Source organism: Planomonospora sp. ID91781, from assembly GCF_015711595.1.
Taxonomy (GTDB): Bacteria; Actinomycetota; Actinomycetes; order Streptosporangiales; family Streptosporangiaceae; genus Planomonospora; species Planomonospora parontospora.
The window spans coordinates 3,252,353-3,265,771 of the sequence record NZ_JABTEY010000001.1 but is presented as its reverse complement, the minus strand read 5'-3'; the positions used below and the strand labels follow the sequence as shown (position 1 = coordinate 3,265,771).

The window sequence follows — 13,419 nt, the reverse complement described above, 5'->3', positions numbered from 1 at the left end:
GACCGTACAGCGTTTACTCATAACTATCAAATGTTTTGGTCGACCTGCGTTATGGTCTAATAAGTTTCGCTCAGTTCCCGACTATCATGGTGGGCGTGGTCACCGATCAGGGACGGCACAGTCCTCTCAGCCCGCCCGAGGCGGCGGATCTCGTGCTCGACTTCGTCAACACCCGCCCGATCGACGGACGCGAGGAGCGGCTGGCCGACGCCCCGGCGGCGGCCCGATGGCTGCGCGCGGCCGGGCTGGCCCGCGAGGGGACCCTGGTCACCGAGGCGGACGCCGCCGCCGCCCGGGAGCTGAGGCAGGCTCTGGTCACGGTCCTGCTCGCCCACGCCGGCGAGCACGCCGGCGGCGGACCGGGTGACGGCGGACCGGGAGGCGGCACGGCGCTGGAGGAGGCGGAGGCCCACCTGCGCCGGAGCGGTGCTCTGTATCCCCTGTCGCCCGTCGTCACCGCGCACGACGTACGGCTCGTCCCGGCCCAGGAGGGCGTGCCCGGAGCGTTCGGCGGCCTGCTCGCGGCCGTGTCCGAGCTCGCCAGGGGCGGCATCTGGGCACGGGTGAAGGCGTGCCGGAACCCGCCCTGCCATCTCGGGTTCTACGACCGCACCCGCAACTGCTCCGCGGCGTACTGCAGCCCGAAGCGCTGCGGCGCGCAGGTGGCGATGCGCTCCTACCGCAGCCGCCGCGCGGCGGACCCGGCGGACGCCGCCCGGGAGTGAGATCGGCCCGCCGCGGACTCCGCGGCGCTCCGGAGCCGCCACCGCCTCACGGGCGGACGGTCAGCGGCGGCGCAGCAGGGCCAGGAACATGGCGTCGGTGCCGTGGCGGTGCGGCCAGAACTGGGCGTACGGGCCCTCGCCGAGCCCCCCGACCTCCGGGAGGTACGCGCGGGCGTCCAGCGCCTCGGCGTCCTCGCGGCCGCGCAGCACGTCGCCGACCACGGTGACCGTCTCGGCCAGGTGCGGCGAGCAGGTCACGTAGGCCACCACGCCGCCCGGGCGGGTGGCGTCGAGGGCGGAGGCCAGCAGCTCGCGCTGGAGCCGGCCCAGCTCCGGGAGGCTGCGGGGATCACGCCGCCAGCGGGCCTCCGGGCGGCGGCGCAGGGCGCCGAGGCCGGTGCAGGGGGCGTCCAGCATGACCCGGTCGAAGACGCCCGGGCGCCAGGCCGGGACCCGGCCGTCGGCGGCGACCACCGCGGCGTCCCGGGTCGTCTGCCTGACCAGGCGGGCGCGGTGGTGCTGGAGCTCGGCCGCGAGCAGGCGGGAGCCGCCCTCCGCGGCGAGGGCGTCCAGCAGTCCCGCCTTGCCGCCCGGCCCGGCGCACATGTCGAGCCAGCGGGAGTCGCCGCCCGCCACCGGGACCCTGGTGAGTGCGACCGCCACGAGCTGGCTCGCCTCGTCCTGTACGGCGGCGCGCGACTCGGCCACGGCGCGGACCGCGCCGGGGTCGCCCTCGGGCAGGTAGGCGGCGTAGGGGGAGAAGTCGGCCGGCTCGGCGCCGGAGTCGAGGAGCTCCTCCACCGACGAGCGGCCCGGGCGGGCCACCAGGGTGACGCGGGGGCGCTCGTTGTCGGCGGCCAGCAGGGCCGCGGTCTCCTCGGCGTCCCCGCCGACGGCGTCGCGCAGCGCGGTGACGATCCACCGGGGGTGGCTGTGCGACACGGCCAGGTGGCCGACCGGGTCGTCGGCCGGGTCCGGGGCCACGATCGGCAGCCATTGCTCCAGGGAACGGGTGGAGACCTTGCGGAGCACCGCGTTGGCGTATTTCGCGGGGCCCGCGCCGACCCGGAGCCGGACCAGGTCGACGGTCGTGCCGACGGCGGCGTGCGGGGGCACGCGGGTCTTGAGCAGCTGGTGCACGCCCAGCCGGATGGCGTCCAGCAGCGGCGGGTCCAGCTCCTCCGGGGCCCGGTCGCTGCAGGCGGCGATGACCTCGTCGTAGGTGCCCAGCCCGCGCAGGGTGCCGTAGGCCAGCTCGGTCGCCAGCCCCGCGTCGCGCCCCGACAGGCGGCGCTCGCGCAGCAACGCGGGCATCAGCAGGTTGGCGTAGGCGTCCCGCTCGTCCACGGCGCGCAGCAGGTCGTAGGCAGTGTTGCGGGCCTCGTCGTGGACCGGGCGGGGCGGGCGCCCGCCCCGGTTCCCGCCGCCTCCGCGGCCGCCCGCGGGACCCCGGCCGCGGCCGCCCGGCCCCTGGCGCCGGCCTCCGCCGGAGCCCTGCCCTCCGCCGCCGGACCCGCCGCGCGGCCGGCCTCCCTCACGGTCCCCGCCGCGCGGAGCGCCGCCGTTCCCCCGATCGCTCATCGCTCAGACCAGCCGATCCTCGTCGGTGGGCCGTACGCCGCGGGCCCACTCCCCCGCGGTCATCAGGCGCTTGCCCTGCGGCTGCACCTCGCCCAGCTCCACCGGGTGCGTGGCCGTGCCGACCAGGACGGAGTCCTTGGCGGCCGCGACCTGGCCGGGGGCCAGCGCGGGCGCGTCGGGCGCGGGCCGCACCGGGCCGAGCTTGACCCGCTGGCCGCGGAACTCCGTCCACGCGCCGGGGGCGGGGGTGCAGGCGCGAACCAGGCGGTCCACCCGCATCGCCGGGGCGGTCCAGTCGATCCGGGCGTCCTCGACGCTGATCTTCGGAGCGAGGCTCACGCCCTCGGCGGGCTGCGGCCTGGCCTCCAGCGTGCCGTCCTCGATCCCGTCGAGGGTGGCCGCCAGCAGCTCGGCGCCGGACTCGGCCAGCCGGGCCAGTAGCCCGCCGCTGGTGTCGGTGGCGCGGATCTTCTCGGTGACCACGCCGTAGACGGGTCCGGCGTCCAGTTCCTTGACGATCTGGAAGGTGCTCGCGCCGGTGATCTCGTCGCCGTGCAGCACGGAGTGCTGCACGGGGGCCGCCCCCCGCCACGCGGGCAGGATCGAGAAGTGGAGGTTGATCCAGCCGTGGCGCGGGACGTCCAGCGCCGCCTGGGGCAGCAGGGCCCCGTAGGCGACCACCGGGCAGGCGTCGGGCCCGATCTCCCGGAGCCGCTCCAGGAACGCGGGATCACCCGCCTTCGGCGGCCTGAGGACCTCGATGCCCGCCTCCTCGGCCAGCTCGGCGACGGGGCTGGGGTGGACCTTCCGCCCCCGGCCCGACGGGGCGTCCGGGCGGGTGACGACGGCGACGACGTCGTGGCGCGGCGAGTCCAGCAGCGCGCGCAGCGAGGGCAGGGCGGTGTCCGGGGTTCCGGCGAAGACCAGGCGCAAGGTTCCTACAGAGCCTTCCCGTGGGTGGCGTGCGGGGAGAACTTGAACGTGGGCGCGGACAGCCCGCTCCACTCGGCCTGGCGGATCTCCCGCATCGCGAGCTTGCGCTGCGCGGGGTCCATCCGGTCGATGAACAGGATGCCGTCCAGGTGGTCGGTCTCGTGCTGGAAGCAGCGGGCCATGAGGTCGGTGCCCTCGAGGGTGACCGGCTCGCCGTGCATGTCGAAGCCCTTGGCCACCGCGCGGATCGCCCGGGGCGTCGGGTAGGACAGGCCGGGGAAGGACAGGCAGCCCTCCTCCCCCTCCTCGTCGAGGTCCTCGGACAGGTCGAGGTTGGGATTGATCAGATGGCCGAGCTGGTCGTCCACGTAGTAGGTGAAGACCCGCAGCCCGACCCCGATCTGCGGTGCGGCCAGGCCCGCTCCGGGCGCGTCCATCATGGTGTCGGTGAGGTCCTTGACGAGCTTGCGCAGCTCCTTGTCGAAGTCCTTCACCGGCTCCGCGGGCGTGCGCAGCACCGGGTCGCCGAAGAGGCGGATTGACTGAATGGCCAACAGGGCTCCTTCCACGGAATCCCCCCAGTTTAGGGGCCCCGGCGGCGCGGATCGCGCTCACGTCCGCCGCCGGGGGCGGCACGGCGACACCGGACACCGCGGGAGCGCGCCCGGGACCGACCGGGCCCCGACCCGACGGGACCACTACCTGGAGCGGGCCTTCATGACCGCCTTGCGCGCGGCCTTGGCCACGGCGGCGTCGGCGTGGTGCGCGCCGAGCATGTCGAGCACCACGATCGCGTCGGGATGCTCCACGAGGGCCATCTCCTCTACCAGGCGGACCAGGTCCTCGCCCGGCTCGAGCGCGGCGAACTCGCCCATCCCCTCGGGGGCCCGGCCCTGGTGGATCAGCGAGGCGAGCGTGTCGACCGCGATCCAGGTGTTGTCGGCGGGGGTGAGGGTGGGCGCGGGCAGGTCGCGGATGTGCAGCCAGGAGGCCGCGTAGCGCCACAGGGAGGGCTCGGCGAGGGCCTCCCGGACGGGAGTCTCGGCCTCGGGTCCGAGCTCCTCCAGGATCGTGCTCACCACGCCGCGCTGCCCGGCCGCGCCGGAGGCGGCGACCCCGAGCAGCTCCCGGGCGGCGGTCTCGGGGCCGCGCGACTCCAGCCACACGGTGACGGCGCTGGGCGCGGCGGAGCCCTTGACGATCGCCTCGACGAGCTCGCCCGCGCCGAGGTCGGCGAAGACCGCGACCTCCGCGCCGGTGGGCGCGTCGTGGCCCTCCCGCATCAGGTCCTGGCGGACCGCCCACACGCCGAGCGGGGTCAGCCGGGGCCAGCCGGCCGGCGAGCGCTCGACCAGCCCGCAGTAGCCCAGCAGGTCGAGCGCGGCCGCCAGCTCTCCCGGCAGGGAGGCCGCCAGCTGCCGCATCTGCGCCGGGCGGGCCTCGCAGGCCACCTCGTGCGACTGGAGGATGCCCTTGACCAGGGTGGCGGGGGACAGGCCGTCGCTCACGGCGTACATCGTCGCGAGCATCTCGGCGAGGTGCTCGTCCACCACGGCGGACCCCGTCAGGCTCTCGTCGGCCCGGTCCAGCACGTCCATGACCACGCCGTCCCAGAACTCCAGCAGCGCCCGCGGGGGCAGGTCGCCGGTCAGGACGAGCGGCCCGGGGGCGGCCGTGCCCCGGGAGATCCGGAGCATGCCGGTGTTGACCGCGACGACCCAGAGCAGGTGGACCCGGGCGGGACCGGGCAGGCCGAGCTCGGCGGCCGCCAGGAACGGGTCGGGCAGCAGGCACTCGGGGGTCACCTGCCGGGTGCCGGTCCAGGCCGCCAGCCGCCGGGCGTCCCGCACCAGCGGGACCCGGAGCACCGCCCGGGCCAGCTCGGCGTCGGGGGCGAGCTCGACCGGCGGGAAGCTCAGCGCCTCGGTGCCGCAGCTCGGGCAGTCGCAGTCCGCGTCCCCCGCGTCCCCCGCGACGGCCTCGTCGAGCACCGCCGCCCGCGCCTCCCGGGGCGCGGTTCCCAACTCGTCGACCAGCCTCCGCAGTTCGCCGAGATCGAAGACGTTGCCGGTGTTCCCGCTCTTTGCCACCCGTGAAACTTACTCCACAAGAGCCCCACGGATGTACGGCTCAGCCGATCGCGCGCGAACGGGCCTTGAAGGCCGCCTTGCGCGCCGCCTTGGCCGCGTTCTGGTCCGGCAGGGAGCGCCCGAGGAGTTCCAGCACGTCGACGGCGTCGGGGTGGTCCACCCGCCACATCTCCTCGATCATGTGCGACGGAGGGCCGGAGGCCGCCATGTTCTCGGCGAACGCCTCCGGGTCCTCCTCGGCCGCGGGCAGGGCCAGGGCGAGCATGTCCACGCTCATCCAGAGCACCTCGTCCGGGGTGAGCGTCGGTGCGGCCAGTCCGCGCGCGGACAGCCAGTGCACGGCGTGCGGCCGCAGCTCGGCGTCCTCCAGGAAGCCCCGGACGGACTCCTCCGCCTCCGCGCCGAGCCGGTCGACGATCGTGACCGCGATCCCCCGGGCGACGGCGGGCGCGCCCGAGACCGCCCCCAGCAGCTCGGCGGCGGCCTCGGCGGGACTCCGGCGGGACAGCCAGCCGGCGATGTCGGACTCGGCCACGTCGGGGAGCACGCCGGCCAGCAGCCCCTCGATCAGGCCGGTCGCGTCGGCCGCGGCCAGGTCGGGGGCCTCGGGCGCGTCGATGCCGAAGACGTCGTAGAGCTCGTGCAGGCCCCAGACCGCCAGCGGGGTCAGCTCCAGCGTCCCCTCGCCCCGGCTGAGCAGCCCGCAGTAGGCCAGCCGCCGCCCGACCTCCTCCAGGTCGAGCTCGGCGCCCTCGTCGGCCAGGCCGATCTCGTCCTCGAGGTACTCCCGGACGACGGGCACGGGCACGGGCGCCTGCACCCGGTAGAACAGGTCGAGCAGGGTGTAGAGCTCCTCGTCGACGAGCCGGTCGCCGCTGAAGGCCCCGCCGGTGTCCTTCTCCACGGCGAACCGCACCGTCGCGGCCCACACCTCCAGGGGGTCGGGGTCGTCCCCGTCGAAGACCGCCGCGCCCTCCGTCTCGACCAGGCCGGTGTGCACCGCCAGGTCCCACAGGAACGCGGGGTCGCCGACCGCCAGCTGCGCGTTCGCCTCCGCGGCGTCGCGCACCCGCAGGGCGCCCTTGCGGGTGGGCGTGCGCCCCCCGGCCAGCATCCACTGGACCAGGCGGCGGGCGTCGGTCAGCAGGGGGACCCGCAGCGCGGCCTCGGCCAGCGCCTCGCGGGAGGCGAGCCGTACCGGCGGGAGGGGGGAGCAGCCCGGGCACTCGCAGTATTCCCCCTCCTGGGCGTCCTCGGCGGGCGGGGAGTCCTCGCCCGCGTCCAGCGAGTCGGCGCCCATCGCGCTGAAGAGGCTCTTGGCCATGCCGAACCGGGAGGTGTCGGCCAGGGCGGCCGGCATCTCGGGTTCGATCCGGTCCAGGGTGGCGCGCATGCGCGCGGCCATCTTCCCGCCGATCTCCTCGGTCTCGAGAAGGAAGTCGACGAGGGTCCGGGCGGCGGCGACCGTCTCCGGGGCGCTTTCCGGAGGAGCGATGACCTTGCGCGGATAGATGTTGAGCAGCAGCTCCTCGAAAGTGACCGAGGTGAAATCCCCCAGCTCGTTCACGTCCAGGTAGTCGCTGGCGTAGTCGCAGAGCAGACGCGCCTCGTCCGCGTCGACCTCGCGGCCGTGCGCACGCCCCCACGCCCGAAGATCGTCGATGGCCCGATTCACCCATTCAATCGACACAGGGAGAAATTAACGGCTTACTGTCAGCACCGCGAATCGGGGAAACTACTCAAATGGCGTCCATAGGGTCAATGCATACCCTGACCACCTCCGGCGCCTTACGCGCGGAACGCACGCCGGCGGCCCCCTTCAGCGCGGAGGCGAGCACCGGGGCGGCCCCCCACGGCACCCGCACGATGGCGCGTTCCCGCACCTGATCGCCCCGGGGCGTCTCCACGGGCACCGGCCCGAGCACCCGCGCGCTTTCCGGCAGCGCGGTCTCCCCCAGCATCTCCCGGACCGCCGCCGGGGACCCGGTCAGCGTGGCCATCCGCACCGCCGGGGGGAAACCGAGTTCTGTCCTGTCGGCCAGTTCCCGCTCGGCGTGCGTGACCGGGTCCCAGCGCAGCAGCGCCTGCACGACGGCGAGCGAGGAGTCGGCCAGCACGACCAGCTCGGCCCCGGGCCGCAGCAGGGCCGCGGCGTTCAGCCACCGGCGCAGCGTCTCCTCGGCCACCCGCAGGTCCGGCCGCCCCAGCAGGGCCCACCCGTCCAGCAGCACCGCCGCCGCGTAACCGCCCTCCGGCACCGGCTCGGCCCCCGGGGTGGCCACCACCAGCGCCCTGCCCGGCCCGACCGCGGCCAGCACGCCGTCCCGGCCGGACGTCCTGACCGGGACCGAGGGGAAGGCCCGCCCCAGCTCCTCGGCCGTCCGGCGGGCGCCCACGACCCGGGCGCGCACCCGCGTCCCGCCGCAGGCCGCGCAGCGCCACTCCCCCGCGATCCGCCCGCACCAGCGGCAGTACGGCGCCGCGTGGCCGCCCCGCAGCGCGAGCGGCCCGGCGCAGTGCCCGCAGCGCGCCGCGGCCCGGCAGCCCTGGCAGGACAGCGCGGGCAGGTAGCCCCGCCGGGGGACCTGCACCAGCACCGGGCCGTGCTCCAGCCCGGCCCGCAGCGTGCGCCAGGCGAGGCTGGGCAGCCGGGCCGCCCGCGCCGCCTCGTCCCTGGCCAGCTCCGCGTCGTCGCCGGCCGGCCGTACCCTCGGCGCCCGGGCCCGGACCGCCTCGCGGGGCGCGACCAGGGCGGCGGCCCAGCCGGTGGCCACCAGCCGGGTGGCCTCCGCGGTGCGGGCGTGGCCGCCGACGAGCAGGCCCGCCCGCCCCCGGTGGGCGCGCAGGGCCAGGACCTCGCGGGTGTGCGGGTACGGCGCCAGCCGCTCGGCGTGCAGGTCGTCACCGTCGTCCCAGACGACCGCCAGGCCCAGGTCCCGCACCGGGGCGAACGCCGTGCCCCGGGTGCCCAGCGCCACCCGGGCCTCGCCGCGCAGCACCCGCAGCCAGCGCCGGTAGCGCTCGGCGGGACCCAGGTCCGCGGTGAGCGCCACGTGCCGGCCCGGGCCCAGGACCGCCTCCAGCGCCGCACCGGCCAGCGCCACGTCCTTGCCGTCGGGCACCACCACGAGCGCGCCCCGGCCGCCGCGCAGCGTCTCGCGCACCGCCACCGCCACCGCCTCCGGCCACTCCGGGCCCCGCGGCCCGGTCCCCGGCAGCGCGGTCCACACCGCCCGCGGGGCGCGCCCGGTGGCCAGCTCCGCCAGGAACGCCTCCCCGCCCGGGTAGTCGGCCCAGGGGCCCGGCCCGGCGACCTCCAGGGGCTCCTGCGCCTCCTGCGGCTCCCTCGTGCGCGGCTCGGCCTCGACCCTGGCGTGGCGCGGCGGGACGGCCAGGCGCAGGACGTCGGCCAGGGTCCCGGCATAGCGGTCGGCGACGGCGCGGGCCAGGGCGGCGATCTCCGGGGTCAGCACCGGCTCGGCGGAGACCACCCGCTCCAGCCGGGCCAGCTTCCCGGGGTGCTCGCTCGTCTCCACCCGCTCCAGCAGGAACCCGTCGGCGAGCTTGCCCGCGAACCGGACCCGGACCCGGCAGCCCGGGACGGCCGCGGCGTCCAGGGTCGCGGGGACGAGATAGTCGAACGGCCGGTCCAGGTGGGGCAGCGGCGTGTCCACGGCGACCCGAGCGACGGGCAGCTCCGCGGCCGGCTCCGGCACGCCCCGCGCCGGTCCGGCGCTGCGCGCGGGGGCGGGCCGCTCGCGGACGGCGTCCAGCGGGAGCAGGGCGCCGTCGTCCGGGGAGGGGATCGTGTGGGTCACCCCCATGTCCTACCAGACCCCGCGGGCACCTCTCGCCGATCCGCCGGGACCGCCCGGGGACACGGCGAGAGCCCCCGGCGGAACGGGTCCACCGGGGGCTCCTCTCGCGACGGGACTACAGACCGGCGGCGGCGCGCAGCGCGTCGGCGCGGTCGGTGGCCTCCCAGGAGAACTCCGGCCGGCCGAAGTGGCCGTAGGCGGAGGTCTCGGAGTAGATCGGGCGGAGCAGGTCGAGGTCGCGGATGATCGCGGCCGGGCGCAGGTCGAAGACCTGGAGCACGGCGGCCTGGATCTTGGCGATGTCGGTCTTCTCGGTGCCGAAGGTCTCGACGAACACGCCGACCGGGTGCGCCTTGCCGATGGCGTAGGCGACCTGGACCTCGGCGCGGTCGGCCAGACCGGCGGCCACGATGTTCTTGGCGACCCAGCGCATGGCGTAGGCGGCCGAGCGGTCGACCTTGGACGGGTCCTTGCCGGAGAAGGCGCCGCCGCCGTGACGGGCCATGCCGCCGTAGGTGTCGACGATGATCTTGCGGCCGGTCAGGCCGGCGTCGCCCATCGGGCCGCCGATCTCGAAGCGGCCGGTCGGGTTGACCAGCAGCCGGTAGCCCTCGGTCTCCAGCTCCAGGCCGGCCAGGACCGGGTCGACCACGTGCTCCTTGATGTCCGGCGCGAGCATCTCCTTGAGGTCGATCTCGGCCGCGTGCTGGGTGGAGACGACCACCGTGTCGAGGCGGACCGGCTTGTCGCCGTCGTACTCGATGGTGACCTGGGTCTTGCCGTCGGGGCGCAGGTAGGGGACCGTGCCGTCCTTGCGGACCTGCGACAGGCGCTCGGCCAGGCGGTGCGCGAGCTGGATCGGGAGCGGCATCAGCTCGGGGGTCTCCCGGCAGGCGTAGCCGAACATGAGGCCCTGGTCGCCGGCGCCCTGGCGGTCGAACTCGTCGCCGGCCTCGCCCTCGCGGGCCTCGTAGGCGGCGTCGACGCCCTGCGCGATGTCGGGGGACTGCGCGCCGATGGACACCGACACTCCGCAGGAGGCGCCGTCGAAGCCCTTGTGCGAGGCGTCGTAGCCGATCTCGAGGATCTTCTCGCGGATGAGACCCGGGATGTCGACGTAGGTCTCCGTCGTCACCTCTCCGGCGACGTGGACCTGACCGGTGGTGATCAGCGTCTCGACCGCGACCCGGCTCTTGGGGTCTCCCTTGAGCATGGCGTCGAGAATCGCGTCGCTGATCTGGTCTGCGATCTTGTCCGGGTGGCCCTCGGTGACCGACTCGGAGGTGAACAGGCGACGGGACAAGTCAGTGGCTCCTCATGCAGCGGCTGCTGGCGACGGGGCTCCGGTGCGGGGGCGCACCGCGAGCACTCCGCCGAAGTCTAGCCGCTCACCGGCCGTTCGCGATTCTCCCTTCCGCCTCCGGTCGGCGGGAGGACGGCGGGAGTGCGGCGCACACCGGGGATCCGCCCTCTCCCGGCGGCGGTTCCGCACCCGAACCGCTCCCGGAGACCGCCCCGCGCAGAGCCTCCGCAGGCCGCGCGGGAGGTCCCGGGAAGGTCTTGCGGATCCTCGGATGGGCGCGGGAGGTTCCGCTCGGGCCGTCCGCACGCCGTCGGGCGCGGCGGACCGGCGGGTCACAGGTCGGGCAGCGGGTCGGGCGGCAGCGTCTCGGGCGCGAAGACCTCGGCGTCGGCGGCGTGGACCACCGCGGCGTACTCCTCCTCGATCTCGAACACCGTGCCGCCGAGCTCGATGGCCGCGCCCGCGGAGAACTCCACCGGGCCGATCCGGGTCCGCCGGGCGTGGGTGGAGTGGATCGCGGTCGGAACGTTCCTGTCGAAGAAGGCCGTGGACAGCACGTGGATCGCCTGGTCGGACACCACGACCAGGAAGGCCGCCATCCCCGGCGGCCCCACCGACAGCGCGGGCAGGACGTAGCGGATGTCCTGCCCGGGGGGGAGCAGCGCGCGGCAGCGCGCCCTGACGGCGGCCGGCACCGGCATATCGGACCCCTCCCTGACACGGCGTTCCGGGTCGCTCTGTCCGACGCAGTATCCGCCGGGAGGCGATCTCCGGCAAGCGGATCAGGGAAGCCGCTCGGCCACCAGGTCCCAGACCACGTCGGCCAGCGCTTCCTTGGGCCCCCGCGGGATCTCCACCGGCTCCGCGTCCGCGGACAGGACGACCGCCGCGTTGTCCGGGGTGCCGAAGGCGAGGTTCTCCCCGACCTGGTTGACGACGAGCAGGTCGCAGCCCTTGCGGGCGAGCTTGGCCCGCCCGTTGGCGAGCACGTCGTCGGTCTCCGCCGCGAACCCCGCGATCACCGCGGGGTACGGCGCGGCGCCCTCGCGGCGGCGCTCCCCCAGCTCGGCGAGGATGTCCGGGTTCTTCACCAGGTGGACGGCGCCGGGCTCGGCCGAGGTCTTCTTGATCTTCGAGTCGCTCCGCGCCGCGGGCCGGAAGTCCGCCACGGCCGCGGCCATGACCACGGCGTCGGCGTCGGCCACCGCCTCCAGCACGGCGTCGCGCAGTTGGAGCGCCGACTCGACCCGGACCACCGCGACCCCGGCGGGGTCGGGCAGCGCGACGTTGGCCGCGACCAGCGTGACCCGGGCGCCGCGGGCGGCGGCCGTCCGGGCCAGGGCGTATCCCTGCAGGCCCGAGGAGCGGTTGCCGATGAAGCGGACCGGGTCGATGGCCTCGCGGGTGCCTCCCGCGGAGACGACCACGTGGCGCCCGGTCAGGTCGAGGGAGCGGCCGGACAGGACCCGGCGGCAGACCTCGAAGATCTCCGCGGGGTCGGGCAGCCGCCCGCGGCCGGTGTCGGCGCCGGTGAGGCGCCCCACGGCCGGGTCGAGGACGAGCGCGCCGCGCTCGCGCAGGACGGCCACGTTGGCCTGCGTCGCCGGGTGCTCCCACATCTCGGTGTGCATCGCCGGGGCGAAGACCACCGGGCAGCGCGCGGTCAGCAGGGTGTTGGTCAGCAGGTCGCCGGCGATGCCGTGCGCGGCCTTGGCCAGCACGTCGGCGGTGGCGGGGGCCACCACCACCAGGTCGGCGCCCTGGCCGATGCGGACGTGCGGCACCTCGTGCACGGAGTCCCAGACGTCGGCGGTCACCGGGTTGCCGGAGAGCGCGGCCCAGGTGGGCTCGCCGACGAAGCGGAGCGCCTCGCGGGTCGGGACGACGCGGACGTCGTGGCCGGACTCGGTGAACAGGCGGAGCAGCTCGCACGCCTTGTAGGCGGCGATGCCAGCGCTCACCCCGAGCACGACGCTCGGCCTGGCGGGCGCGTCCTCGGACGTTCGCATCGGGCGGGTCTCAGCCCTCGATGGGCTCGGCGGTGAGCAGGCCCTCGCTGACCTCGCGCAGCGCGATGGACAGCGGCTTCTCCTGCGCGTGGGTCTCCACCAGCGGCCCGACGTACTCCAGCAGGCCCTCGCCGAGCTGGGAGTAGTAGGCGTTGATCTGGCGGGCCCGCTTGGACCCGAAGATCACCAGGCTGTACTTGCTGTCGACGATGTCGAGCAGCGCGTCGATCGACGGGTGGGTGATGCCTTCGGTATGAGCGGCGTTGGTTGCCACGTCGTGTCCCCCTAGCTAGTTGAACGTCCGGGGCTCGAAGCCTCGGGAGCACCAGCCAGCAAGGCTATCAGCCGCCGGCACACCTCCTGGACCGACGTGTTCACCAGTGTCAGGTCGAATTCGCGCTCGGCGGCCATCTCGATCCGGCCGGCCGCCAGGCGGCGGGCGATGACGTCCTCCGGCTCGGTGCCGCGGCCGCGCAGGCGCTTCTCCAGCTCCTCCCAGCTCGGCGGGGCCAGGAAGACCAGCAGCGCCTCCGGCATGGTCGCGCGGACCTGGCGGGCGCCCTGCAGGTCGATCTCCAGCAGGGTGGGGATGCCCGCGGCGAGCTTCTCGAGGACGGGCGCGCGCGGCGTGCCGTACCGGTTGCCGGCGAACTCGGCCCACTCCAGCAGCCCCCCGGAGGCGACGAGGCGGTCGAACTCCTCATCGTCGGCGAAGAAGTACTCCACCCCGTGGGTCTCGCCGGGGCGGGGCTTCCTGGTGGTCACCGAGACCGACAGCCACACCTGGGGGTGTGCCCGCCGAAGCTCGGCGACGACCGTGGACTTGCCGACGCCCGACGGCCCGGACAGGACCGTCAGGCGGTTGCCGGTCGGCCCGGCGGAGGCTCGCGCCTCCTCCGGACTCCCGGCCGGGGGTGTGGAGCCACCGGATCCGCTCGCCGCGGTCTCGTCCGGAGCCCG

12 protein-coding genes are annotated in these 13,419 nt (G+C 75.4%); 1 reads left to right on the top strand and 11 read right to left on the bottom strand.

What is annotated here, in order from left to right; all coding sequences use genetic code 11:
• Positions 1-95: 95 nt before the first annotated feature.
• Positions 96-725 (top strand): ABATE domain-containing protein, encoded by a 630-nt coding sequence (locus tag HS048_RS14860; RefSeq protein WP_196467252.1) that lies wholly within the window; start codon positions 96-98, stop codon positions 723-725.
• 60 nt (positions 726-785) lie between these two features.
• Here the strand turns inward: HS048_RS14860 and HS048_RS14855 are convergent, their stop codons facing one another.
• From HS048_RS14855 to gmk, 11 genes are all read right to left on the bottom strand, one after another.
• Positions 786-2,306: an RsmB/NOP family class I SAM-dependent RNA methyltransferase gene (locus HS048_RS14855; RefSeq protein ID WP_196467251.1), complete on the bottom strand. Its 1,521-nt coding sequence runs from the start codon at positions 2,304-2,306 to the stop codon at positions 786-788.
• A gap of 3 nt (positions 2,307-2,309) precedes the next feature.
• Positions 2,310-3,239, bottom strand: a complete 930-nt coding sequence (gene fmt, locus HS048_RS14850; protein WP_068894187.1) for a methionyl-tRNA formyltransferase — start codon at positions 3,237-3,239, stop codon at positions 2,310-2,312.
• Positions 3,240-3,244: 5 nt separating this feature from the next.
• Entirely contained in the window at positions 3,245-3,793 is a 549-nt protein-coding gene (def, locus tag HS048_RS14845; protein WP_068894188.1) for a peptide deformylase, read from the bottom strand.
• 144 nt (positions 3,794-3,937) lie between these two features.
• Positions 3,938-5,329 carry a hypothetical protein gene (locus HS048_RS14840; RefSeq protein ID WP_068894189.1) on the bottom strand — a complete coding sequence of 464 codons (1,392 nt, stop codon included), beginning with the start codon at positions 5,327-5,329 and terminating at the stop codon, positions 3,938-3,940.
• Between the two features lie 40 nt (positions 5,330-5,369).
• Complete coding sequence (locus tag HS048_RS14835) at positions 5,370-7,019, bottom strand: hypothetical protein (RefSeq protein ID WP_307832475.1); 1,650 nt, start codon at positions 7,017-7,019, stop codon at positions 5,370-5,372.
• Positions 7,020-7,068: 49 nt separating this feature from the next.
• Positions 7,069-9,153, bottom strand: a complete 2,085-nt coding sequence (locus HS048_RS14830; protein WP_196467250.1) for a primosomal protein N' — start codon at positions 9,151-9,153, stop codon at positions 7,069-7,071.
• 109 nt (positions 9,154-9,262) lie between these two features.
• Positions 9,263-10,450, bottom strand: a complete 1,188-nt coding sequence (gene metK / locus HS048_RS14825; protein ID WP_068894191.1) for a methionine adenosyltransferase — start codon at positions 10,448-10,450, stop codon at positions 9,263-9,265.
• A 332-nt stretch (positions 10,451-10,782) separates the two neighbouring features.
• Positions 10,783-11,151, bottom strand: coding sequence for a hypothetical protein (locus tag HS048_RS14820; protein ID WP_068894192.1), 369 nt, complete (start codon positions 11,149-11,151; stop codon positions 10,783-10,785).
• Positions 11,152-11,232: 81 nt separating this feature from the next.
• Positions 11,233-12,459, bottom strand: coding sequence for a bifunctional phosphopantothenoylcysteine decarboxylase/phosphopantothenate--cysteine ligase CoaBC (coaBC, locus tag HS048_RS14815; protein ID WP_068894193.1), 1,227 nt, complete (start codon positions 12,457-12,459; stop codon positions 11,233-11,235).
• Between the two features lie 10 nt (positions 12,460-12,469).
• Positions 12,470-12,733: a DNA-directed RNA polymerase subunit omega gene (gene rpoZ / locus HS048_RS14810; RefSeq protein WP_068894194.1), complete on the bottom strand. Its 264-nt coding sequence runs from the start codon at positions 12,731-12,733 to the stop codon at positions 12,470-12,472.
• Between the two features lie 11 nt (positions 12,734-12,744).
• Positions 12,745-13,317, bottom strand: coding sequence for a guanylate kinase (gene gmk, locus HS048_RS14805; RefSeq protein ID WP_068894456.1), 573 nt, complete (start codon positions 13,315-13,317; stop codon positions 12,745-12,747).
• Positions 13,318-13,419 lie beyond the last annotated feature (102 nt).